This is a genomic window from bacterium SCSIO 12827 (assembly GCA_024397995.1).
Taxonomy (GTDB): Bacteria; Pseudomonadota; Alphaproteobacteria; order Rhodospirillales; family Casp-alpha2; genus UBA1479.
Genome location: CP073746.1, coordinates 1,682,230 through 1,704,300 on the forward strand (window position 1 = coordinate 1,682,230; position 22,071 = coordinate 1,704,300).

The 22,071-nt window shown below is 62.7% G+C and carries 23 protein-coding genes; 14 read left to right on the forward strand and 9 right to left on the reverse strand.

Annotation, left to right across the window (positions count from 1 at the left end):
* The first annotated feature begins 12 nt into the window (after positions 1-12).
* The 6 genes from KFF05_07860 to KFF05_07885 all read left to right on the forward strand — a co-directional run bounded on the left by KFF05_07860 (position 13) and on the right by KFF05_07885 (position 3,716).
* On the forward strand, positions 13-624 hold the full coding sequence (locus KFF05_07860) for a 2-hydroxychromene-2-carboxylate isomerase (protein UTW53253.1): 612 nt from the start codon (positions 13-15) through the stop codon (positions 622-624).
* Positions 625-630: 6 nt separating this feature from the next.
* Entirely contained in the window at positions 631-1,035 is a 405-nt protein-coding gene (locus KFF05_07865) for a rhodanese-like domain-containing protein (GenBank protein ID UTW53254.1), read from the forward strand.
* Between the two features lie 100 nt (positions 1,036-1,135).
* The gene (locus tag KFF05_07870; GenBank protein UTW53255.1) at positions 1,136-1,927 is read left to right on the forward strand and encodes an enoyl-CoA hydratase/isomerase family protein; all 792 of its coding nucleotides are present in this window, start codon (positions 1,136-1,138) and stop codon (positions 1,925-1,927) included.
* 35 nt (positions 1,928-1,962) lie between these two features.
* Positions 1,963-2,502, forward strand: a complete 540-nt coding sequence (locus KFF05_07875; GenBank protein ID UTW53256.1) for a response regulator — start codon at positions 1,963-1,965, stop codon at positions 2,500-2,502.
* Positions 2,503-2,604: 102 nt separating this feature from the next.
* Complete coding sequence (locus tag KFF05_07880; protein UTW53257.1) at positions 2,605-3,042, forward strand: DUF1489 domain-containing protein; 438 nt, start codon at positions 2,605-2,607, stop codon at positions 3,040-3,042.
* Positions 3,043-3,218: 176 nt separating this feature from the next.
* On the forward strand, positions 3,219-3,716 hold the full coding sequence (locus KFF05_07885; GenBank protein UTW53258.1) for an Hpt domain-containing protein: 498 nt from the start codon (positions 3,219-3,221) through the stop codon (positions 3,714-3,716).
* Positions 3,717-3,734: 18 nt separating this feature from the next.
* On the opposite strand, the gene KFF05_07890 is transcribed toward KFF05_07885, so the two are convergent.
* Both KFF05_07890 and KFF05_07895 read right to left on the reverse strand, forming a co-directional pair.
* A complete protein-coding gene (locus KFF05_07890; GenBank protein ID UTW53259.1) occupies positions 3,735-4,289 on the reverse strand; it encodes a hypothetical protein in 555 nt (184 codons plus the stop codon).
* Between the two features lie 95 nt (positions 4,290-4,384).
* A complete protein-coding gene (locus KFF05_07895) occupies positions 4,385-5,776 on the reverse strand; it encodes an aspartate aminotransferase family protein (GenBank protein ID UTW53260.1) in 1,392 nt (463 codons plus the stop codon).
* A gap of 177 nt (positions 5,777-5,953) precedes the next feature.
* Between KFF05_07895 and KFF05_07900 the strand changes: the two genes are divergently transcribed.
* Positions 5,954-6,787: a universal stress protein gene (locus tag KFF05_07900; GenBank protein UTW53261.1), complete on the forward strand. Its 834-nt coding sequence runs from the start codon at positions 5,954-5,956 to the stop codon at positions 6,785-6,787.
* Between the two features lie 35 nt (positions 6,788-6,822).
* Here KFF05_07900 and KFF05_07905 read toward each other — a convergent pair whose 3' ends face one another.
* The 6 genes from KFF05_07905 to KFF05_07930 all read right to left on the reverse strand — a co-directional run bounded on the left by KFF05_07905 (position 6,823) and on the right by KFF05_07930 (position 13,285).
* Positions 6,823-7,731, reverse strand: a complete 909-nt coding sequence (locus tag KFF05_07905) for an alpha/beta hydrolase (protein UTW53262.1) — start codon at positions 7,729-7,731, stop codon at positions 6,823-6,825.
* Positions 7,732-7,816: 85 nt separating this feature from the next.
* Entirely contained in the window at positions 7,817-8,746 is a 930-nt protein-coding gene (locus KFF05_07910; protein ID UTW53263.1) for an ABC transporter permease, read from the reverse strand.
* A complete protein-coding gene (locus tag KFF05_07915) occupies positions 8,743-9,708 on the reverse strand; it encodes an ABC transporter permease (GenBank protein ID UTW53264.1) in 966 nt (321 codons plus the stop codon). The genes KFF05_07910 and KFF05_07915 overlap by 4 nt, the downstream gene beginning before the upstream one ends.
* Positions 9,709-9,848: 140 nt before the next feature.
* Positions 9,849-10,787, reverse strand: coding sequence for a hypothetical protein (locus KFF05_07920; protein ID UTW53265.1), 939 nt, complete (start codon positions 10,785-10,787; stop codon positions 9,849-9,851).
* 112 nt (positions 10,788-10,899) lie between these two features.
* Positions 10,900-12,579: a peptide ABC transporter substrate-binding protein gene (locus tag KFF05_07925; protein ID UTW53266.1), complete on the reverse strand. Its 1,680-nt coding sequence runs from the start codon at positions 12,577-12,579 to the stop codon at positions 10,900-10,902.
* Between the two features lie 28 nt (positions 12,580-12,607).
* The gene (locus KFF05_07930) at positions 12,608-13,285 is read right to left on the reverse strand and encodes an orotate phosphoribosyltransferase (GenBank protein UTW53267.1); all 678 of its coding nucleotides are present in this window, start codon (positions 13,283-13,285) and stop codon (positions 12,608-12,610) included.
* Between the two features lie 402 nt (positions 13,286-13,687).
* On the opposite strand from KFF05_07930, the gene KFF05_07935 reads away from it, so the two are divergent.
* From KFF05_07935 to KFF05_07955, 5 genes are all read left to right on the forward strand, one after another.
* Positions 13,688-15,670, forward strand: a complete 1,983-nt coding sequence (locus KFF05_07935) for a tetratricopeptide repeat protein (protein UTW53268.1) — start codon at positions 13,688-13,690, stop codon at positions 15,668-15,670.
* A 162-nt stretch (positions 15,671-15,832) separates the two neighbouring features.
* Complete coding sequence (locus tag KFF05_07940) at positions 15,833-16,558, forward strand: GntR family transcriptional regulator (GenBank protein UTW53269.1); 726 nt, start codon at positions 15,833-15,835, stop codon at positions 16,556-16,558.
* On the forward strand, positions 16,549-17,349 hold the full coding sequence (locus KFF05_07945) for a phytanoyl-CoA dioxygenase family protein (GenBank protein ID UTW53270.1): 801 nt from the start codon (positions 16,549-16,551) through the stop codon (positions 17,347-17,349). The genes KFF05_07940 and KFF05_07945 overlap by 10 nt, the downstream gene beginning before the upstream one ends.
* A gap of 6 nt (positions 17,350-17,355) precedes the next feature.
* Positions 17,356-18,678 (forward strand): flagellar biosynthesis protein FlgA, encoded by a 1,323-nt coding sequence (locus KFF05_07950; GenBank protein ID UTW53271.1) that lies wholly within the window; start codon positions 17,356-17,358, stop codon positions 18,676-18,678.
* 127 nt (positions 18,679-18,805) lie between these two features.
* On the forward strand, positions 18,806-19,282 hold the full coding sequence (locus KFF05_07955; protein ID UTW53272.1) for a hypothetical protein: 477 nt from the start codon (positions 18,806-18,808) through the stop codon (positions 19,280-19,282).
* 43 nt (positions 19,283-19,325) lie between these two features.
* On the opposite strand, the gene KFF05_07960 is transcribed toward KFF05_07955, so the two are convergent.
* Positions 19,326-19,844: a hypothetical protein gene (locus tag KFF05_07960; protein ID UTW53273.1), complete on the reverse strand. Its 519-nt coding sequence runs from the start codon at positions 19,842-19,844 to the stop codon at positions 19,326-19,328.
* Between the two features lie 136 nt (positions 19,845-19,980).
* Between KFF05_07960 and KFF05_07965 the strand changes: the two genes are divergently transcribed.
* Positions 19,981-20,991 carry a mitochondrial fission ELM1 family protein gene (locus KFF05_07965; GenBank protein UTW53274.1) on the forward strand — a complete coding sequence of 337 codons (1,011 nt, stop codon included), beginning with the start codon at positions 19,981-19,983 and terminating at the stop codon, positions 20,989-20,991.
* Between the two features lie 74 nt (positions 20,992-21,065).
* Positions 21,066-22,064 carry a hypothetical protein gene (locus KFF05_07970; GenBank protein UTW53275.1) on the forward strand — a complete coding sequence of 333 codons (999 nt, stop codon included), beginning with the start codon at positions 21,066-21,068 and terminating at the stop codon, positions 22,062-22,064.
* Positions 22,065-22,071 lie beyond the last annotated feature (7 nt).

Genomic DNA, 22,071 nt, shown 5'->3' on the forward strand with positions numbered 1-22,071 from the left:
GAGACCCACGGCATGAGCAACCCAGCGCAAAAGGGCGATATCGAGTTTTATTTTGATTTTGCGTCGCCCTATGGATATTTGGCGGCGCAAAAGATCGATCAGATCGGTGAACGCTACGGCCGCCGCGTCAACTGGCACCCAATCATGCTGGGCGCCATCTTCAAGCACACGGGCAACATGCCCAACGCCGACATCGGGCTGAAGGGCGACTACATGCGCATGGACGTGCCGCGCCTGGCCAAGATGATGGGCGCGCCGTTTACCTGGCCGGAACCGTTTCCCATCGCCACCCTGGCGGCGGCACGGGCCTATTACTGGCTTTTGGATCACGATGCGGCCAAGGCCGTGCCCTTCGCCAAGGCCTGTTATCACCACTACTTCGGAAAAGGTGCGGACATTTCGGATATTCAGGAAGTCGTCCTGATCGCCGAGGAACTGGGCGTCGATGGCGCGGCCCTGGCCGAGGCCGTGACGCGAGACGACGTCAAGCAGCGGGTCAAGGACAAGACCACCGAGGCGCTGGATCTAGGCGTGTTCGGATCGCCTTATTTCCTGATCGACGGCGAGCCGTTCTTCGGCTCCGACCGGATTTGGCAGATCGAACGGTTTCTGGGGAAGGAATAAAAAGCCATGAAGTTGAAAAAAGGCGTGAAGCAATTGGTCGCCGAGGCCAATGCGGAGATCGAGACCGTGCCGGTGGCCGGCGTGGCGGCGTTGCTCGACGATCCGGGGGTGCAATTCGTCGATATCCGTGACGTGCGCGAGTTGGAACGCGAGGGCATGGTGCCGGGCGCCTTTCATGCGCCCCGCGGGATGCTGGAATTCTGGGTCGACCCCGACAGCCCCTACCACAAGGATGTATTCGCATCGGGCAAGAAATTCGTTCTCTACTGTCAATCCGCCTGGCGGTCGGCCCTGGCGACCAAGGCGCTTCAGGACATGGGGCTTGAACCGGTGGCGCATGTCGAAGGCGGGTTCCGCGCCTGGAAGGAAGCAGGCCACCCGGTCGCGGAGAAACCGTCCCGAAAGGCGTAGCCGTTTGGCTAGGTTGTCTCTCACCATTCGGAAAAGTTAATTTCCACATAGGTGGACGCTCGGGATCGGCGGTATATTGGTCCCGACCCTGGAGACACACATGACCACGAGTGCGCCTTTCATCACCGAAATCGCGGGCGGTATCGCGACGGTTACCCTCACGAGACCGGAAATTCACAACGCCTTCGACGACGAACTGGTCGCGCGTCTGACCCGTGAGTTTCAGGGGTTGAGCCGCGATACGGTCGTGCGCGTGGTGATCCTGGCATCGACTGGTAAGAGCTTTTGCGCCGGCGCCGACGTCAACTGGATGAAACGCATGGCGGAATTCGGTCATGAGGAGAACCTGGAGGATGCCAAGGGGCTGGCCGGTTTGATGTTCACCCTGGCCAGCCTACGCAAGCCGACCATTGCCGCCGTTCAAGGGTCGGCCTTCGGTGGCGGGGTCGGCTTGGTTGCCGCCTGCGACATCGCCGTCGCCGCCGAACAGGCCCAATTCGCCCTGACCGAGGTCAAATTGGGCATTCTGCCGGCGGCCATCGGGCCCTACATCGTTTCCGCCATAGGGCCGCGCCAAGCCACGCGCTACATGCTGACAGGTGAGCGTTTCGACGCTGCCCGGGCACTGGAGCTCGGTTTGGTCACCGAGGTCACGGAACAGGGCAACGTTCTGTCCCGGGCCAAGGAATTCGCCGGCATGCTGATGGAAAACGGCCCGCGCGCCATGGGCGAGGTCAAAAACCTGGTGCGATACGTCCAGGGTCATGAACGCAACGAGGCCTTGATGGCGCAGACCGCCGGGCATATCGCCCGCGTTCGTTCCTCCGGCGAAGGCCGGGAAGGGCTGGCCGCGTTCCTGGAGAAAAGAAAACCCAGTTGGATCAGGAAATAGCCGACAGCAACTGACAGTACGGGGAGCAGTCTGCCATGGCTGAATACGATCTATCGCAAATCAAGGTCCTGGTCGCAGAGGACTATGCGCCGATGCGCAAGCTTCTCGGCCAAATCCTCTTCGAACTCAACGTCGGCGACTTCCAGATGGTCGCCAGCGGCAAAGAGGCCATAGATTTCCTTGCGGACTATCAAGCCGATCTGTTGTTGGTCGACAACATCATGGACCCCATTGGCGGAACCGATTTGACGCGCATGGTGCGAGCCGGAAAGACGCCGGCAGACCGCCATATCCCGATCATCATGGTGTCGGGCGAAACCTCGAAGGATCTGATCATCGGCGCCCGTGACGCCGGGGTGAACGAGTTCCTGGCCAAGCCCATTTCGACCCGCATGGTCTATCAGCGCTTCATGAACATCATCGACAACCCGCGCGCCTTCATCGAAACCGATGATTTCTACGGGCCTGACAGGCGGCGACGGCAGATGCGCTTTCCCGGCCTGGAGCGTCGGCGGGCAGCCTATACCTACCAGGGAGCTACAGCCTCGCCCGCGGGTTCCGGCGAAGGGGACTGAGCGGGACCCTGTGGGTAACCTGTCCGGCGCGGGCCTGTTCCGCACGGTGTTTCCTGGTTAAGCTGACACCGTCCTTTTTCATGGCCCGCCGCATACCTGATCATGACCCTGCACCTCATCAAGCTTTCCGTCGGCGTCGAGAGCATCGAGCATCTGGCGCAAATCCAACGTGACCGCCTGCGGGCCCGCCGCGAAGCGGGGCAGGAGCCGCGCCTGTATCACATCACCCGCATGTGGCCCCGGCGCGAGGCAGAGGTTCTTGACGGGGGGTCGATCTATTGGGTGATCAAACGAGCCGTGCGCTGTCGGCAGCGCCTTTTGGCCTTCGACGAGACCGTTAACGGACAGGGGAAACCCGCCTGCGGCTTGGTGCTCGATCCAGAGATCGTGCCCGTGCGTCCCCGTGCATCGCGTGCCTTTCAGGGCTGGCGCTATCTGAATGCGGCGGACGCGCCGCCGGACCTAGGCGGGGAGGCGGGGCAGCTGACCGATCTGCCCCCGGAACTGGCGGACGAACTGCGCGGCCTGGGCCTGATTTAGCTGGGTGTGTAATCCGTTGTTAAACGCCGGAATTCTCGATGTTTAGGGCGCGCAGTTCCGGCGTGGGAACGGCGACCTTGCCCTGAGCCGTCCGGGCCATGTAGGCTTACGCACGAATTGAGGGAAGTTTTGCGTGAGCGCGTGAAGTTTCACCGAATGACCACCCTGGGACGACGATGGCGAAACCGCAGATCATCAATCCACCCAATAAATTGAAGTCCAAGGTATCGATGGGCGGCCCGGGCGCCGTCGATCCGGAACGCCTTGCTCGCGCCGAGGCGGTCATCGAAAAGATGACCGAAAATTATCTCGATTGGGTCGAGGCCGATCTGAAGAAGCTTGAGACGGAACTGGCGGCGCTGACGCCGGGGGCGGCCGAAGGCGACGAGCGGGTTGATCGTATCTACCGCACGTCCCATGACATCAAGGGGCAGGGCGGCAGTTTCGGCTATCAGTTGATGACCGAGGTCGGCGCCCTGATGTGCCGCTATATCGAGAACCTTAAGGGCCCGCTGAACCAGGAAGACATCGACCTGATGAAGCTTTGCTACAAATCCATGCGCGCGGTGATTACCGGGCGTCTGGCCGGCGACGGCGGCGATGCCGGTCGCATGGTGATCGACGGGCTCGGCAAGGTCGCACAGAAGGTCAAGGCCGCCGGCGGGGACGACTGAGCGGCAAGGACTGCGGCGTCAGGCGCCCTCGGCCTCCAGCTTATCCGACATATCCGTAAGCCACTTGATGCGCTGTTCCAGCGCGTCGATGTCGTGGTCGAGCCAAACATTCAACAGGCCGGGATCGGCCGCATGGTGGTCGCGCAGGCTTTGCAGGCGCGCGGCCTCGCCCTCGGCGGCTTCCAGCAACAGGTCGATCTGGTCCAACTGGTCGTCCTTGGGCAAGAGATGCAGGAAGCGGAACTTCAGCGCCATGATTAGTTTGTTCATGTCGTTGGACTGGGCGCGGATGCGTGCGGTCAAAAGGGTCGCCAGTTCTTCGCGCCCGGCGTCGGAAATGGTCAGGACGGCGTTGTCCTCCAGCCCCTTGCCCTCGGCCGCGGTGACCAGGCCTTCGTATTTCAGAAGTTCGATGGATGTGCCCATGACGTCGAGGGACGGGCCCAGGATATGGCTGGTGAAGTGGCGGATTTCTCCCGCCAGATCGCTGTAGCGCCGCGGCCCGGACGCCAGCGTGCCAAGCGCGCAAAGGCGCACGGCTTCACGGGGGGTCAGGGTGTTGTCGGCGTACACGGTATCGGCACCTTCATGAGTTGCGAATGAGTCGCAAGTTTATGGGCAAGTCGAGAGTCTGTCCAGCGGTGGTCGCAGGCGGCGAGGCCGCGGCATTATCCGGCCTGTTGCGCCGCCCAGGTTTCCGTCTTCTTCAGGGCGCGGTCAAACCGGGAAAGAATTTCGCCCACATCCGCCGCCGTGGCGATGAGCGGCGGACAGAACGCAACCGAATCGCCGACGGCGCGCAGCACCAATCCCTCATCATAGCAGTATTCCTGACATTTGGCGCCGATCCCCGTTTCCTTGGGCCAGGGTGTCTTGGTGGCCTTGTCCTTGACCAGTTCAATGGCGCCGATCAGGCCGAGGCCGCGGACTTCGCCGACCAATGGCCGATCTTTGAAGGCGCGCAGTCCTTGCTGCAGTGTCGAGGAAACGGCGCGGACATGGCCGACGATGTCGCGTTCCGCATAGATGGCGAGGGTTTCAAGCGCCACCGCCGCCGCCACCGGGTGCCCGGCATAGGTCGATCCATGGCCGAACACGCCGAAGGCCTCGCTCTGCTTGACCAGGTCTTGGTAAATCTCCTCCGAGATCATCAGGGCAGACATGGGGATGTAGCCTGAGGTCAGGGCCTTGGCCATGGTCATCATGTCGGGCTTCATGCCCAGCGTGGTCGTGCCCCACATGTTTCCCGTGCGCCCGAAGCCGCAGATGACCTCGTCAGCGATCAGCATCACGTCATGGCGCTTCAGGACCGCCTGGATTTTCTCGAAATACCCCTTCGGCGGCACGATCACGCCGCCGGCCCCCATGACCGGTTCGGCATAGAAGGCGGCGACCGTTTCCGGGCCTTCTTCCAGGATCAGCTTTTCCAGGTTTTCGGCGCAGCGGGTGGCGAAGGCCTCTTCACTCTCGCCATCCTCGGCAAAGCGATAGTGGTGCGGGCAGTCGGTGTGCAATACCCGGGCGATCGGCAGGTCGAAATCGCCATGCAGGTGAGGCAGGCCGGTCAGGCTGGCGCTGGCCACGGTGACGCCGTGATAGCCCTTCTGGCGTGCGATCAGCTTTTTCTTTTCCGGCCGGCCGCGGGCATTGTTCACGTACCACACCAGTTTGATCGACAGATCGATGGCTTCCGAACCTGAATTGGCGAACAGCACCTTGGACATGGGCACGGGGGCCAGTTCCAGGATCTTTTCCGCCAGGTCGATGGTCACGTCCGGCGTTTTATGGGCGAAGCCGTGGTAGTTGGGCAGGCGCGACAGTTCCCGCGTCGCCGCGTCGATCAGGCGCTGCTCGCTGAAGCCGAGCGACACGGCCCACAGGCCCGCCAGGCCCTCGATATATTCCTTCCCGGCATCGTCATAGATATGGATGCCGTTGCCGCGGCTGACGATCTGCGGCCCGACTTTCTCGTGCTTCGCCAGGTTGGTGTAGCCGTGCAGGTGGTAGGCGATGTCGCGGCTGGCGGGGGAGTTTCCGGGGGCGGGACGGGACGCGGTCATGAGGAAATCCTGATCGATTTTGCTATGGGAAGGATCGGCGCGCGCAGTTTGGTCCAGGCACATAGCGCAGAGCAATGGGGAAGACGAAAATCTTTGCCACCGCTTGATGCAGGTCATGTCCTGCGACGGTCTTCCCGGCTTTGATAGCGGCATGCCCATTCATCACGGGAGGATTAAATGTCCTTGAAAGATATTCTTGTCCATATCGACCTGAACGCGGAATCGGACCATCGCCTAAAAGCGGCGATGTCCCTGGCCCAGGCGCACGGCGCCCATCTGGCTGGGGTCTACGCCGTGCCGCGTCCTTACATTCCTGCTTATGCTGAAGTGCAGATCACGGCCGAAGTGCTGGAAGCCCAACGCGCTTCGGCCGAAGAGGCCGCGTCCCGGGCCGAGGCGGCTTTCAAGGCGGCGACCGCCAGTTCCGGCCTGTCTGTGGAATGGCGGCAGCAGGAAGGCGACGTGGGCCGGGTGCTCGGTTTTCACTGCCGCTACGCGGATCTGACGATCGTCAGTCAGCCGGACCCGGCGCAAAGCCTGTTTCCCGGCGACCGCGACCTGCCGGATCGGTTGATCCTGACCGCCGGGCGGCCGGTGATGGTGCTGCCCCATGGCTATTCGGGCGACCTGGCCGGAAAGCGCATCCTGGTTGCTTGGGACGAAGGCCCATTGGCGTCGCGTGCCGTACACGATGCCCTGCCGCTGCTGCGGGCGGCGGAAAAAGTCGTCGTCATGGTCGCCAATCCGACCAAGGTGCCTGGTGAGAAACGTGATCCGGGCGCGGATATCGCGGCCCATCTGGCGCGCCACGGCGTAACGGTCGAGGCCAGCCATGTGACCTCGGACGAACTCGACGTCGGCAACCTGTTGTTATCCCGCGCCGCCGACATATCGGCGGACATGATGGTGATGGGGGCCTATGGCCATGCCCGCTGGTCGGAACTGATCCTGGGTGGGGTCACCAACGTGGTGCTGTCGAATCAGACAGTACCTGTGGTGATGTCCCACTAACGGGGCGGCGGGGCCGGGTAGGGGGCTGCCCGGCCTCACCCTCCGGATATGAACGCCTCCATGGCGTCGGCCACGTCCTCGGCATAAAGGTCGAGGAAGAAATGATCGGCGCCGTCGATCACCTTGAAGATGATCCGCGTCCCGTCGGCCTTGCCCGCCATTTTCGTGGGAAGGTCCGCGACGACGGTGTCGTTCGAGCCCGCCATGATCAGGATCGGCACGTTGATTTCGCCCAGGATCGAGGGCGTGTCGAAACGCGGGTCCGGCCGGTAGTAGCTGACGAAACTGGCCGCCGACACTTTGGCGGTCGGGCAGTAAAGCAGGCCCGGCTTTTCCAATAGCGCGTCACCCTTTCCCGCCTTGGCCATTGCCTCGGCGGCTTCAAGGGCCGGTGCCAGGGGGCGGCCGTGCGCTTTCTCGAACCCTTGGGCGGCCTTTTCCGCGCTCCAGGTGGCAGGGGCCATCAGAACCAGCTTGCTCAGAAGCTCATTCCCCCGCTCGGCGACATAGCGGGCAGCCTGATTACCGCCCCGCGAATGGCCGAACAGCACCACGGGCCCGGTGCCCTGGCCCTTGAGCCAGTCCATCCAGGCGGAGATCTCGTCAAGGGCGTCGAGATGGCGGTGACGGTGCGGGGTCTTGCAATCGTACATGCCGTGGCGGTCGTCGATGGCGAGCGACAGGTTGATCGCGAGTGTGTTGAGCCCCCGGTCGTTGAGCACGCCGCGCAGGGTCTTCAGGGTTTCCATGTCGTTATGGGCCAGGGTGCCATGGACGATCAGTACCACGCCGTCCTTCAGCGCCTTGCCGGATGCCAAATCCAATTGCGCGTTGAGGGTGAGGTCCCCCGGCTTGATGCGCACTTCCTCGGCGTCGGCAGGCAGGGCGGCGGCCAGCAGGGTGAACAGGGCAAAGGTGAAGGCGAGGGGGTGAAACAGACGCATTTTGGAGGTCTCCCAGGATGGCGTTTTCGCCAGATTACGTCGTGCCGAAGACACATTCAAAGATTATAAATCGTCACGTGGTCGTCTAGCGCTTGCCGCGCTCCAGCGACCGGGGATCGAGCGCATCCTGCAGCCCGTCGCCGACGAAATTGAAGGCGATCACGGTGACGAAGATGGCGAGGCCCGGATAGACGGCCAGGGCCGGGGCGTCCCAGATCAGTTCCTGGGCGTTGGTCAGCAGGTTGCCCCAACTGGGCAGGGGCGGCTGAATGCCGAGGCCGAGGAAGCTCAAGACCGATTCCAGCAGGATCACGTTGCCGACGGAAAGCGTCGTCGCGACGATCACCGGCGAGGCCAAATTGGGCAGGATGTGCACGGTCATGATGCGGAAGGACGACGCCCCCTGGGCGCGCGCCGCCAGGACGAAGGACCGTTCGCGCAAGGACAGCGCCGTTGCGCGGACCAGTCGCGCCACGGTGGTCCAGCCGACCAGCGCCACGATGACGACGATGCGATAGAGGCTCATGCTTTCCGCCTGGGCCGTCTCGGCGGAAAACCCAAGCTTCTGCAGGTCGATGGCCGCCAGCACGATCAACAGCGGCAGCAGGGGCAGGGCGATGACCCCGTCGGTCAAGCGCATGAAGAGCGCATCCAGCCGTCCGCCGAAATAGCCCGACAGCAGCCCCACGGTCGTGCCCAGGACCGCCGCCGTCAGGGCCGCCGCGATGCCGACGAATAGCGACACCCGCCCGCCGTACAGCAGGCGCAGCAGCACATCGCGCCCGGCCTCGTCGGTGCCCAGCGGATGGGCCGCGCTGGGCCCCGCCAGGCGGTTGAACAGGTCGACCGCGTTGGCGTCGAGGCCGAGCCAGCCTTCGACCACCGGGGCGAGCAGGCTGGCCGCGGCCAGGACCGCCAGCACCCCGGCGCTGATCAGGGCGAGCCGATGGCGCAGGAACCGCCGGGTGACCAGGGCGAGCGGCGTCGAGGCAGCCGCGGCGGCGGCGTCGCTCATTGCTTCTTTCCTTCGAAGCCGATGCGGGGGTCAAGCCAGGCATAGGCGAGATCGGCCAGGATGTTGCCGACCAGCGTTACCAGGGTCGCCAGCAGCAGACAGACGAGGGCGAGGTTGAAATCGTTGCCCATGACCGCGTCGAAGGTCAGCTTGCCCATGCCCGGGTAGGCGAAGATGGTTTCCGTGATCAGCGCGCCGGAAAACAACGTTCCGAAATCCAGGGCGATGATCGTGGTTACCGGGATCAAGGCGTTGCGCAGCGCATGGCCGAGCACGACCCGCCGTTCCGGCAGACCTTTGGCGCGGGCGGTGCGGATATAGTCCTGACGCAGGGTCTCCAACATGCTGGCCCGCATGTAGCGGGTATGGCCGCCGACGCTGGCCAGGGTCAGGCTGGTGGCCGGCAGGACCAAGTAGATCAGCTTGTCCGACCAGCCGTCCATGCCCGGCGTGCCCAGCCCGCCCGCCGGCAGCCAGCCCAGGATCACCGCGAACAGGATGATCAGCAACAGGCCGAGCCAGAACGACGGGATCGAGATGCCGGCGAAGGCGAACAGATTGACCGAATAATCGCGCAGGGAATAGGGCCTGACGGCGGCCCAGATGCCGAGCGGCAGGCCGATGCAAAGGGCCAGGGTCAGGCTGATGCCGAGCAGCATGAGGGTATTGCCCAGGGCCGGGCCGAGGATGTCGAACACGGGCTTGGCGAACAGGCGGGAGAACCCGAAATCGCCTTGCAGCACGGACAGAAGCCAGTTGCCGTACCGTTCCGCCACCGGGCGGTCGAGGCCGTAGATCTCCCGCAGCTTGGCGACGTCGGCGGAGGTCAGGTCCGGATCGGCGGAAATCATCAGATCCACCGGATCGCCCGGCATCAGGCCGATCAGCCCGAAGATGACAAACGACATCACCGCCAAAACGACGGCCGATTGGATCAGGCGTTCACTGATGAAACGAAGCATGGGGGAAGCCTAGTCCGGCGCATGGCGAGGGGCCAGAGAAAGTGGGGGGCCCCCTCACCCCGACCCTCTCCCCCGGTATTAGGTAGCAAACGCACCAAGGGCGGCGCGTTGTGATTAGCGGACTTCTGGCGGCTATGATTTTAGGTGGCGCGGTTCCCAATCTCATAGTTGGCGAACCCGTTTGCAATCCCTATCGGTCCTCCTATGAACAGGCAGAAATCGGTCTCTCGTTCCACTTTGAATGCGTCGATATATCGTGCTTGGCCGACTACAAAAATAGCATGGCTTCCGGCTTTAAGTGCGCGGATCGTTTCTTCGTTCATCGTTCTTTTAAAGATAAGGGGGATGGTTTGGGGTACTGTTGGCGCAAGAGGTGCGGCCACAATATCGTCGGTCTCATCAGGGCGCTCAGTGGGAAGACCCCCTTTGAGGGGGAAGTCTTGGAACCCTGGCACACCCCAAACCCTTACATCATAAGCGGGGGTTTGGCCAAAATTTTTGAGCGTCACGCTGACTTCCGGAATTTCGCCAATTTTCAATTTCTTGATATTGGCGCTTTCAACCATGACATAGGCGCGAAGTTGCCGTTCAGCGTTCTTTCTGGTTTCTTCGACCGTGGCCTGGGCCGCCAAGGTCGTCAACTTCGCCTCATTGAGCATTCCCTCGGTATAATTGGCGGCCCTTCTGGTTTCCCCCAAAGTCCACCAGATAAGGGCGACACCAACACCAGTGAGGGCGGCAGCAAGGAAACTGGCGAGCATCATCCAGAAGGACCATTTCGCCATATCCCCCTGGGCCTTCAGATCGGCTTTCTCGCGCTCTGTCTTGTCGGCGGGCTCATCCTTTGCTTCTATGGCCTCAAGCGCAGTGGCTATGCGTTCGATAAGGCCCGTAATGGGGGGTGGAAGGCCAACCTCAAAGTCGGGCTTTGTGTCTGTGGCTATTTCGGTGGCGCGGTCTTCGCCGCCCTGAGCCTGGGCCTTATCATCAGATTGACCTAACGCAACCCCAGACCAGATCAGGCAACCGATCAGGAATCCTCTAACCGTAAGTTTGCGCAGCCAATAGCAACCAGACATTGCACGAAGAATACAGCGGTGAAGCCTCCACGGGAAATCTTGTTATTTAGTTTTCTCTCAGATTCATTCACGCTGTCATCCTCCGGGCTTTGGAGGCATAAACCGTCCGCGCCTATTTGACGCCCCAGTCCTCGACCCACAGGCTGGACGGGTATTGATGGCCCGTGGGCGCGACGCCGGTCAGCCAGGGCGGCATGATGAAGGTCTCGGCCCGGAAGTAGAGGGGAATGGCCGGCAGTTCGGTGACGTAGATTTCCTGCAACCGATGCCACAGTTTCTTGCGGGTGGGCTTGTCCAGTTCGACCTCGATCTTCTCGATCAACTCGTCCATTTCCGCGTTCTTGAAGCCCGGATAGTTCTGCCCGGCCCAGCCGTTGGCTTCGGTCGGGATATGGGCGGAATGCAGGCTTGTGCGCGGCACGCTTTCCGGTGCCGACGACCAGGCATACATGGCCAGGCCCGTGAACTTGCGCTGGGTCACGGTCTGGCCGAAATAGACGCGGGCCGGTTCGTTCTTGATGCGCACGTCGATGCCGACGGCCTTCCACTGGCTTTGCAGGACCTGCTGGACCAGTTCGCGGGCCTTGGACCCGGCCGTGGTCATGAATTCGAAGCGCAGCGGCTCGCCCGTGTCCTTGTGCTGTCGCACGCCCTGGACAAGCTTGGTAAATCCAGCCTTTACAATAAGTTCCAGGGCTTTCCTTGGATCATAGGTGTATTTCGGAATGTCCTCGGCCGCGACCCAGTCCAGGGGATTGACCGATGACTGCGCGACCGGCTGGCGGCCGCCGAACAGCTGCTGGGAAATCGCCTCGCGGTCGATGGCGTAGACCAGGGCGTGGCGGATGTCCCGGTTCTGCAGCAGGGGATTGTCCTGATTCAGGTCGATGTGTTCGTAAACCAGGCCGGGCTTGTAGAGGATGCGGAATTTGCGCCTATGGCGTTTTTCGAAGCGCAGGGCCTGATCGACCGTGAAGCCCAGTTCGCCCGAGATCATGTCGATGTTGCCGGACAACAGATTGGCTTCGAGCGCCGCCGTGTTGGGGATGATCTTGACGACGATGCGCTTGAAGGCGCCCGGCTTGCCCCACCATTTCGGATTGCGTTCCAGAATGATGTAGCTGCCGCGCTGGGTTTCCGAGATCAGGTAGGGGCCGAAGTACAGCGCCTCGTTGGTGGTCTGGGTGTCGAAGGCGGTCTTGTTCTTGTAGTTCACCGGATCGGCGTCGAAGTTGACCGCGTCGACATGGGCCGGGATCAGGTTGAAGGAATTGATGGCGTTGTAGTCGAAGGTCAGCTTGTCGAAATGGAGGGTGAAGGTCTTGTCGTCCTTGGTGTCGAGCTTGTAGGCCGAGCGATAGAATTCGATCGGCAGGATGCCCGTCTTGCCCTGACGGCCCGCGCGCCAGGTGAATTCGACGTCCCTGGTCGTGATCGGCGTGCCGTCGCCCCATACAGCATCGGGGCGGATGGTGTAGGTGACGGCGATGCCCTTTTTGCCGTTCGGCGCCGTTTCCGGCACGGCGAGGCCGTTTTCGAGGGTCGGAAGCTTGGTACAGAGCATGCAGACCAGTTGCCAGTTCTGGTCGAACACGGTGAACGGCCGGCGCGTGAAGCCCAGGATGTAGGACTTGGCCACCATGCTGTCGATGTTGGGGTGGAAAGTCGACGGATACTGGGTGATGCCGATGGTGAGCTGGTCGCGTTCCGCCGCCCGGGCAGGCCCGACGGCGCAGAGCATCACAAAGGCGGCGGTAAGGAGCGATTTCAGGACAGGGCCAGCCGGTCGCATGGAGTCTCCCCAGATCGTCACTCAATCATCAGTCGTCGTAGCCGCGTCCGCCGTGGGCCAGGGACCATTTTTCCGGATCGTCAAGGAACGCCCGCACCCCGGCGATGGTTTCCGCATCGAAGTATCCGCCATCTTCGGCCACCTGCAACACATCTTTCCAGGTCGCGAGGTAGCGCAGGGTCACGCCTTCTTTCTCCAGGGTTTCCAAGGCCCCCTTGAACACGCCGTAGAAGAACACGACGAAGGCGTCGGTGCATTCGGCGCCGGCGTTGCGGATGGCATGGACGAAATTCAGCTTCGACGCCCCGTCAGACGCCAGGTCCTCGACCAGCAGCACCTTGGAACCCTCGACCAGATTGCCCTCGATCTGGGCATCGCGGCCGAAGCCCTTGGGCTTCTTGCGCACATAGAGCATGGGCTTGGACGCGGCTTCGGAAATCCAGGCGGCATAGGGGATGCCGGCCGTTTCACCGCCGGCGACGGCGTCAACGTCGTCCAGACCCGCGTCGCGGCGCAGCATCTCGACCCCCAGTTCGATGATCCGGCGGCGTGCTTCGGTGAAGGAAATGACCCAGCGGCAGTCGATATAGACCGGGCTGGCCCAGCCGGAGGTGAACATGTAGGGCTCCTGTGGCCGGAAGTTCACGGCCTTGATGTCGAGCAGAAGTTTCGCGGTTTCCTGGGCTGGGGTCATGGCAGCGGTCATGGGGGCCTCGTGTGCTCTGAAACCCGCCGAACAGGGGCGGGCGGACTGTGTTGGTCGGATGGTTCGGGCCAGGGTTTCATGGCCGATGTCTGCGTTTTCGTTTAACGGGTTCGCCCCAGACCCGCAAGCGCGCGAGGGGCGGGGACGGGGGATAAATCCTGCCGGTGACGATCCTTGTTGCGCTCAAGTGGTCTGTGGTATACCATATGCCAGTTGATTGAACGCCGCTGCCGATGGTGTCCTCCCAGGGGCGCGACCTCGCAGTTTCAGATTGCTCCCTGCTTGGCACGGCGACCTGTGATCACTATTCTCCCTCCCTGATCCTGGGGGCTCGGTCGACCACCGACCGGGCCCCGTTTCTTTTTGTCCGCGGCAGAACGGACCGGCCGGGAGGGCCCACGAGTGAACCGACAGGAACGGCGCCGGCAAAAGAAGCTTGCGGAGACGGCGGACCGTCTTTCGCCCAAGGGCCGCGCGCGCCTGACCGCCGGGGTTCAGGCCTACCACGCGGGCCGTTTCAGCGAGGCCGAAGAAGCCCTCACCAAGGTCCTGGCCGAGCGTCCGCGCGAGGCCCAGGCCCTGCATCTTCTGGGATTGATCGAATACCGCACGGGCCGCCTGGAATTGGCGGCGGATCATCTGGTCGCGGCTTCCATGGTCGACGGCGAGGATCCGGCGATCCATGCCAATCTGGCCTCCGTCCTTAACCTGTGCGGCCGCGGTGCCGAGGCCGAGGCGGCATCCCGCCATGTCCTGGAACTGCGCCCCGACAATGCGGAGGCCTACAACAACCTGGCCGTGGCCATGGAACTTCAGGACCGCATCGACGAGGCCGAGGCCTGCGGCAAGCGGGCGGTCGAACTCGATCCCAAGCATTTGGAAGCCCATATCAACTTGGGAAACCTCTATTTCCGCAAGGGCGCACTGGACGAGGCGGCGGCCATGTACCGACGCGCCGCCGAGATCGATCCGACAAATCCCATGCCGGCGGGGAACCTTGGCGTCGTGCTGCGCCGCCTGGGCGATCTGGCGGGGGCTGAGGACTTCTGCCGCAAGGCGCTGGCCCTCCGTCCAGATTATCCCGAGGGCTTCAACGCGCTGGGCAACGTGCTGATGGCGCGGGGCGACATTCTGGGTGCCCAGGACGCCTTCCGCGCGGCGTTGACCCACCGTGAGGGGTATCTGGAAGCGCGCGCCAATCTGGCGGGGGCGTTGTTCAAGTCCGGCGATCTGGGGCAGGCGGAAGACGCCTACCGCGACACGGTCGCGCGTTTCGACCGTTTCGCCGGCGCTTGGTCAGGCCTGGGCACGGTGCTGCTGGCCAAGGGCGATACGGCGGGGGCGGAAGACGCGTTCCTGCGTGCCGTCGAGGCCCATCAGGGTTTGGGCGACGCCTGGGTCAACCTGGCCGCCGCCGGGGCCTTGACGGAAGATCACGAAGCCCAGTTGACCGAATTCCTGGAGACGGCGCCCGAAAACGATCAGACCGCCCAGGTTCTGTTCGCCTTGGGGGCGGCCAAGGATCGGCGCGGCGACCCGGCCGGTGCGTTCGACGCCTTCGCCAAGGCCAATGCCATGCGCCGCCGCCTGCTGGACGGGGCCGGGCAGGGCTTCGACGCGGACCGCTTTGATCAATGGGTCGATGAGATCATCGATACCTTCGGCAAGGATGTGCTGACCAAGGCCAAGGGCTGGGGCGATGCGTCGGAGGCACCGGTTCTTGTCGTCGGTATGCCGCGCTCGGGCACGACCTTGGCCGAACAGATCATTTCCAGCCATGGGCAGGGGGCAGGGGCCGGGGAATTGGACGCCCTGTCGCGGCTGTTGCCTGACTATCCCATGGGCGTGGCTGGCCTGGATGCCGACAGGGCGGGCGCCCTGGCGGCTGACTTCCTGAAACGCCTGGGGGCAGGGCGGCATGAGGCCCTGCGCATCGTCGACAAAACCCCCTTCAACATCTTTCTGTTGGGGCTGGCGCAGATGCTGATGCCGGGGGCCCGCATCGTCCATTGTGTACGAGATTCCCAGGACACGGCCTTGTCCTGCTTCTTCACCAATTTCACCCAGGGCCTGACCTGGTCCACGGACCTGGCCGAGATCGCCCGCATGCAGGCTGCGCAGGACCGCGTCATGGCCCATTGGCGGGATGTTCTGGACCTGCCGGTCCATGAACTTCGTTACGAAGACCTGATCGCAGACCAGGAAGGGCAGAGCCGCGCGCTGATCGACTTCCTGGGCCTGGATTGGGATCCCGCCTGCCTGGATTTCCACACCTCAGGCAACGCGGTGCTGACGGCCTCCAACTGGCAGGTCCGCCGGCCGCTCTATAACAACGCCGTCGGACGGGCCGATGCCTATGCGGCGTTTCTGGCCGGCCCGTCGTAAAGCCCCAAACCTTTCAACCTTCGTGAATTCCGCGTCGGACGGCATCGTTGCCGTCTGTATCCGCGTCTGTTCAAACCGCGTTTAGCAGCTGTATTGACAGGGCCGAAGGGGAGTCATATTGTCTTTTTGGATTCGGAATTCACAAATTAAAAAATATAATAAATGCAACAACTTAAAATTAAAAATGACCTAACGAAAGAGGCGTTTGACGCCATTCGGGAGGCGATCCTGTCCGGCAAGCTTCCGCCCGGCACGCCTGTCGGCCAGGAAGAAATGGCGGAACGGCTTGGCGTCAGCCGCCAGCCGGTCAGCCGCGCCCTGGTGCTGCTCAAGCGCGAAGGGCTGGTCGTCGACCGCGGGCGCAAAGGCCAGATGGTTGCCCCCATTGATGCGGATAGGCTGGTTGCTCTTTTCCAGGTGCGCGGTGCGCTGGATCGTTTGGCCGCGCGGCTGGCGGCGGCGAACAGAGATGCCGCGAGCATCGCCGCGGATCGGCTGGGTGAGCTGATCGTGACCGGCAGGGACGCCGCTGCACGTCAGGATTTCGCTGCCCTGGTCGATGCTGATGTCGTTTTTCATCGCACGCTTTATGAACTGGCGGGCAATCCCGAGATCGCCGCGGCGGCGGATGTCGCCTGGCCACATATGGTGCGGTCCATGCACGCGGTCTTGTCGGATGTTGCGCGCCACGCCATGACCTGGAACGAACACGAGGCCATCGCCAATGCCGTTATCTCCGGCGACATCGAGCGCGCCGGAGAACTGGCAGCGCATCATACGGAAACGGCGGGCGAGGCGACCTATCGCCGACTTAAGAATTTCGCCGGAGCGACAGACTCCGGAGACGACAAGCAAGACATCAATCGGAGGATGATCCAATGCGCTTGACCGAAGAAGAACTGAAACGCTTCGACGAGGACGGCTACCTGTTCTTTCCCGGAAAATTCACGCCGGAGGAAGCGGCCTGTCTGAAGGCCGAGGCCGAGGCCGTCTATGCCCTGGACCGGGAAGAGGTCTGGCGCGAGTCAAATGGCGTCGCCCGCACGGCCTTCGCCGCGCACAAGTACAATGAGGCGTTCCGGCGCTTAGGAGCCCATCCGCGCATGATCGATCCGGTGACCCAGGTTCTGGACGGCCCCGTCTACATGCACCAGTACAAGGTCAACGCCAAGGCCGCCTTCGACGGCGCCGTCTGGCAGTGGCACCAGGATTACGGTACCTGGAAGCGCGATGACGAGATGCCGGAACCCCGGGCCATGAACATCGCCGTGTTCCTGGACGACGTGACGGCGGCCAACGGCCCGTTGCTGTTCATCCCCGGCAGCCACAAGCAAGGCGTTGTCGACGCGGGCCACGACCTGGAGACGACCAGTTATCCGCTGTGGACCCTGGACCGGGACAAGGTGTCCGAATTGGCGGAACGGGGCGGCTGCGTCGCGCCGACCGGCCCGGCCGGCAGCATGCTGATGTTCTCGTCGCTGCTGGTTCATGCCAGCCCGCCCAACATCTCGCCGTTCGGGCGGACGATCGTTTATCTGTCGCTGTGCCATGTCGACAACCACATCCGCGCCTTCAACCGGGCGGAGTGGATCGCGCACCGCGACTTCACCCCCATCGAAGCCCTGAGCGACGATTGTCTCGACGAATTGGTCGCCAAGCGCCAACAAGCTGCGGAGTAATCAATTTTGTATATCTATCAAGAACTCGCGGCCCGCGCCGCAGCGGGTAAGCCCGTTCGTGTCGGCCTGATCGGGGCCGGGAAATTCGGCTCCATGTTCCTGTCGCAGGTGCCGACGACGCCGGGCCTGGACGTCGCCGTCATTGCCGATCTGAGCCCCGACGGCACCAAGAAGGCCTGCCGCAACGTCGGCTGGCCGGACGACCTGATTGCCAAGACCAAATTCGTCGACGATGCCATGGCCATGATGCAGGCGGGCGGCGTGGACGTGGTCGTCGAGGCCACGGGCAACCCGGTCGTTGGCCTGGTCCATGCGCGGGAAGCCATCCGCAACGGCATCCACATCGTCATGGTCAATGTCGAGGCCGACGTTCTGGCCGGCGGCCTGTTGGCCGAAGAAGCCCGCAAGGCGGGCGTCGTCTATTCCATGGCCTACGGCGATCAGCCGGCCCTGACCTGTGAATTGGTCGAATGGGCGCGGGCCACGGGTTTCGAGGTCATTGCCGCGGGCAAGGGCACCAAATACCTGCCGTCCTATCATGCCTCGACCCCGGACACGGTCTGGGACCACTACGGCCTGACCCCGGAACAGGCGGCCGCCGCCGGCATGAATAGCCAGATGTTCAACAGCTTTCTCGACGGCACCAAGTCGGCCCTGGAAATGGCGGCCATCGCCAACGGCACGGGCCTCACCCCGCCGTCGGACGGCCTGAATTTCCCGGCCGCCGGCATGGACGATCTTGCCCATGTCCTGCGCCCCATCGCCGACGGTGGGATGCTGGAACACAAGGGTCAGGTCGAGGTCGTGTCGTCCCTGGAACGCGACGGCCGCCCGGTGTTCAAGGATCTGCGCTGGGGCGTCTATGTGGTGATCGAAGCCCCCAACGATTACGCCGCCGCCTGCTTCCGCCAGTACGGCATGAACACGGATGCCTCCGGGCGCTATTCCGCCATGTTCAAGCCGTTCCACCTGATCGGTCTGGAATTGAATATCTCGATCCTGTCGGCGGCGCTGTTGAACAAGCCGACGGGCTCGACCCTGGGCTTCCGAGGCGACGTCGTGGCGACGGCCAAACGCGACCTGAAGGCGGGCGAAATGCTCGACGGCGAGGGCGGATTCACCGTCTGGGGCAAGCTGTACCCGGCGGAAAAATCGCTAAAGCTCGGCGGCCTGCCCATCGGTCTGGCCCATAAGGTCAAGTTGAAGGCCGACATTCCAGCCAATCAGCCGGTGCGATGGCAGGACGTGGACGCCGACGAAACCCTGGATGCGGTGAAAATTCGCCGGGAAATGGAAGCGCACTTCCGTTTGCCGGTCGCGGCCGAATAAACCTGTCGTTTCGACGGATGCGGCGCTTGGTGTACCCGTAACGGGCGAAATCTCCATAGGTTTACCCGTTGGGCTGCCTATTCTACAATCCCGTATCAAGCTGAATGGGTGCGTCGTGAGATAGGTTTTGGAACGTCGAAATTCTTCAGAGTCGGCCAGTTCTCGCGTTCAGGATGAAAACCTGCGACTGATCCTGTCCACGGAACAGGAGCAATGGATAAAACAGCAAATCGGCATGGCTGCGGGTCTTGCGTGGGCTTCCGTGTTTTTCCTGATGTTGAGCGCCGGCTGGCTGACTGCTGTGTTTTCCGGGGCGATCTCTGATCGCGCGTCTCAAAGCTGCTTCGAATTGGCGGTGGATACACCGAATTATCAGAAAGTGTCCGAGGAACTTCGTGCACAGGGGCTGTCGCCCTGCCCAGCGGCAGGCGACGCGAGCCAGGAGTTCAAATGGCGTGACCTGGTCTGGCTGCCGACGCTGATCGCCATGATCACATTGATGATTTCCACGCTTACGCTTGGGCGGAATTTGTATCTGTTGCGTCGATACAAAGGATACCTAACTGATCACGATGCATTCTTGCGCAAGTACAACCGCCCGTAACCGGCGGCCGCGCTGCGTTTTTGATTGAGCCTGCAGGCAAGCTTTAGAACAGGGTCGGATCGGTAGGCCGCGACGTTTTCCGCTCCTTCAGCCGTTCGACGACGACGATCAGTTTATCGACGTCGCCGGATGGCCCCAAAAGCGGCAAGATCAGGCGTTCGTGGTTTCCCGAGGCGTCATAGGTTTCAAAGCTCCGCTGCAACAGGACCGGGTGGCCGGTGCTGACGCAGCGGTCGTAAGATTCTTTGACTTCCTGGAAATCATATTGGTGACTGACCTCGTAAAAGGTCAGGCCCGTGTGGTCTGGAACCTCAAGCTTCCAACGGTTCTGGACAATGGTGGTGCCGACGAAACGATAGCGAAAATCGGTGACGTCGGGACGTAATAGGACGTCGAGAACCAGCATGATGGGCGCGTCCTGATAGACGTCGATCAGCTTGAAATCATCCCAGGATGGCGTCGGTGCGGAACCGGCCTGCCCACGCCAATAATCCCAGACGCGGCGAGTGCGGAGGCCGGTCAGGTGGTTGTCGATATCGTGGATTGTTCTGTAGGTCGCCATGAACGCGGAGTCATACGAAGAGATGCAGTTCCGCGAAAGCTGGACAGAAGTGTTAGACCAATTTTTAGGTGCAGCGGCGGCCCCGCCACGGCACTGATCCGTTGCCGGGGCGGGGGACCCGTGCCATAAGCGGGCGATGTCCGAAACCCAACAAAGCGCTGATTCGCCTCGTGTCTGGGTGCTGGCCGACGACCGGCCCGGCAACCGCAGCCAATGCCTGGGCGTGGCCCGGGTCCTGGGTCTGCCGTTCGCGCAGAAGGACATTGAATACGGTCCCCTGGTACGTCTGCATAACGCGCTGCTGGGGGCGTCCTTCGCAGCCATTACGCCGGCCTCGCGGGCCCTGTTGACGCCGCCCTGGCCGGATCTGGTGCTCGGCGCCGGGCGGCGCTCGGCCTCCGTTGCGCGCAAGATCAAGAAACTGTCCGGTGGCCGCACGAAACTGGTTCATGTCATGCATCCGGGGGCCGGGGCAGGGGATTTCGATCTGATCGCCCAGCCTGCCCATGATGCCCGGCCCACGACCGCCAACACCTTGACCATTCCCGCTGCCGCCCATGGTGTGACGGCGGACATTCTGGACGCGGCCAAGGAAGAATGGGAAGCGGCCTTTGCCCATCTGCCGCGCCCGCTGATTGCCCTTATGGTCGGCGGCAGCACCCGGCGGCGCGAGTTCGGCCCGGAAATGGCGGCCGAGGTCGCGGGCCTTGCTGCTAAGATGGCGCGGGAACGGGGTGGCTCCTTGTTGGTTTCGACCAGCCGGCGGGTCGAGGAATCCGAAGACCCGGGCACCATGCCGGCTCTGCTGGCCGCTTTTGCAGACGTGCCGCACCATCTGTATCGCTGGGGCGATCCGGCGGGGAACCCTTACATGGGCTATCTCGCCCATGCCGACGCCGTGGTGGTGACGGGGGATTCCGTTTCCATGTCGACCGAGGCTTGCGCCCGCCCGGGGCCGGTCTATCTCTACGCGCCGCCGCCCTTGATCACGCCCAAGCACAAGCGGTTCCATGACTACCTGTTCGGCGAAGGTTATGCCCGGCCGCTGACGGCGGAAACGGTTTGGGACGATTGGACCCACGCGCCCCTCAACCCGGCGGAAGACATCGCTCGCGCTATCCGGGAGCGCCTGAACATCGCCGCCTGATCTCTGCGTTGCGTCGGCGGGTCGTTGCGCTACGATGCGGCCGGGGGCGATCACCAGGGGACGGAAACAGACATATGGCCAACGAGCTTCTTTTCGGGATTCAAACCAACGGCATCAAGCACACCCATGCGGACCCCATGCCGGATGTGGATACGCGCTTCCGCATGGTGCGCGATGCGGGTGTGTTCGATTACATCGACAAGACCCCGGACCCGGATCAGATCGACGATTTCGAGCGCGCGCGGGACAAATACGGCCTGCCGGTGCGGGCGGGCGGTTGGTTCTATGTCCTGGGCCAGGACGAGGCGCTGCTGGAAAAGAACCTGGAGACGGGCCGCCGGCTGGGCTCACTCGTCCATAACACCCAGATCAAACTTCACCATGCGAAGGGCCATGTGGTCACGGACGAGGAAGTCCTGAACGCCTACTTATGGGCGGCGGAGTTGGGCGAAAAGTACGGCGTCACGCCCTGCTTCGAGGTCCATGTGAATATGTGGTCGGAAGACTTCGCGCGGGTCGCCCGTGTCGGTCGCATGGTCGAGGCACGGGGGATGGAGTTCAACATCACTCTCGACCACAGCCACGTCATCTTCAAGATCGACAACCCCAAGGAACAGAAGATTTTCGACACGGCAGGGCAGATTGCGGCGGGGGAGGTGATCCTTGATCCCTACACGCCCGGAAATGTGGTGCAGCAGTGGATCGAGGCTGGCTGGGTCCGCCATTGCCATGCCCGGGCTGCGATCCCCAACAACCCGGTCAACGAAACAGGCCGCCATCCCGACGGCAGCGTCGGCAGGGGGATCCAGTATCCCTTCGTGCAGCCGGGGCCGGGCGAGTATCACGCTGACTGGGACGGGGCGTTGCTGGAGCCGTGGAAGGAATGCATCCGCATGCTGATGCGTCACCACGCGGCGGACCCCACGGGCAAGCTGGGCCAGATTTCGACCGAATTCATTCCCGGCACGGATTACGGCGAGGGATGTAGATATTCCCTTTTCGACCAGGCAGTCGCCTGCGTCGAATGGATGCGTGACACCTGGGACGTGATCCGCCGCGAGGCGGCGGCATAAGACCGGG

Bases quoted from the DNA above. Each gene is read 5' to 3' on its own strand.
- KFF05_07860 (UTW53253.1), top strand. From the start codon at position 13: ATGAGCAACCCAGCGCAAAAGGGCGATATCGAGTTTTATTTTGATTTT.
- KFF05_07865 (UTW53254.1), top strand. From the start codon at position 631: ATGAAGTTGAAAAAAGGCGTGAAGCAATTGGTCGCCGAGGCCAATGCG.
- KFF05_07870 (UTW53255.1), top strand. From the start codon at position 1,136: ATGACCACGAGTGCGCCTTTCATCACCGAAATCGCGGGCGGTATCGCG.
- KFF05_07875 (UTW53256.1), top strand. From the start codon at position 1,963: ATGGCTGAATACGATCTATCGCAAATCAAGGTCCTGGTCGCAGAGGAC.
- KFF05_07880 (UTW53257.1), top strand. From the start codon at position 2,605: ATGACCCTGCACCTCATCAAGCTTTCCGTCGGCGTCGAGAGCATCGAG.
- KFF05_07885 (UTW53258.1), top strand. From the start codon at position 3,219: ATGGCGAAACCGCAGATCATCAATCCACCCAATAAATTGAAGTCCAAG.
- KFF05_07895 (UTW53260.1), bottom strand. From the start codon at position 5,776: ATGACCGCGTCCCGTCCCGCCCCCGGAAACTCCCCCGCCAGCCGCGAC.
- KFF05_07900 (UTW53261.1), top strand. From the start codon at position 5,954: ATGTCCTTGAAAGATATTCTTGTCCATATCGACCTGAACGCGGAATCG.
- KFF05_07905 (UTW53262.1), bottom strand. From the start codon at position 7,731: ATGCGTCTGTTTCACCCCCTCGCCTTCACCTTTGCCCTGTTCACCCTG.
- KFF05_07910 (UTW53263.1), bottom strand. From the start codon at position 8,746: ATGAGCGACGCCGCCGCCGCGGCTGCCTCGACGCCGCTCGCCCTGGTC.
- KFF05_07915 (UTW53264.1), bottom strand. From the start codon at position 9,708: ATGCTTCGTTTCATCAGTGAACGCCTGATCCAATCGGCCGTCGTTTTG.
- KFF05_07920 (UTW53265.1), bottom strand. From the start codon at position 10,787: ATGTCTGGTTGCTATTGGCTGCGCAAACTTACGGTTAGAGGATTCCTG.
- KFF05_07925 (UTW53266.1), bottom strand. From the start codon at position 12,579: ATGCGACCGGCTGGCCCTGTCCTGAAATCGCTCCTTACCGCCGCCTTT.
- KFF05_07930 (UTW53267.1), bottom strand. From the start codon at position 13,285: ATGACCGCTGCCATGACCCCAGCCCAGGAAACCGCGAAACTTCTGCTC.
- KFF05_07940 (UTW53269.1), top strand. From the start codon at position 15,833: ATGCAACAACTTAAAATTAAAAATGACCTAACGAAAGAGGCGTTTGAC.
- KFF05_07945 (UTW53270.1), top strand. From the start codon at position 16,549: ATGCGCTTGACCGAAGAAGAACTGAAACGCTTCGACGAGGACGGCTAC.
- KFF05_07960 (UTW53273.1), bottom strand. From the start codon at position 19,844: ATGGCGACCTACAGAACAATCCACGATATCGACAACCACCTGACCGGC.
- KFF05_07965 (UTW53274.1), top strand. From the start codon at position 19,981: ATGTCCGAAACCCAACAAAGCGCTGATTCGCCTCGTGTCTGGGTGCTG.
- KFF05_07970 (UTW53275.1), top strand. From the start codon at position 21,066: ATGGCCAACGAGCTTCTTTTCGGGATTCAAACCAACGGCATCAAGCAC.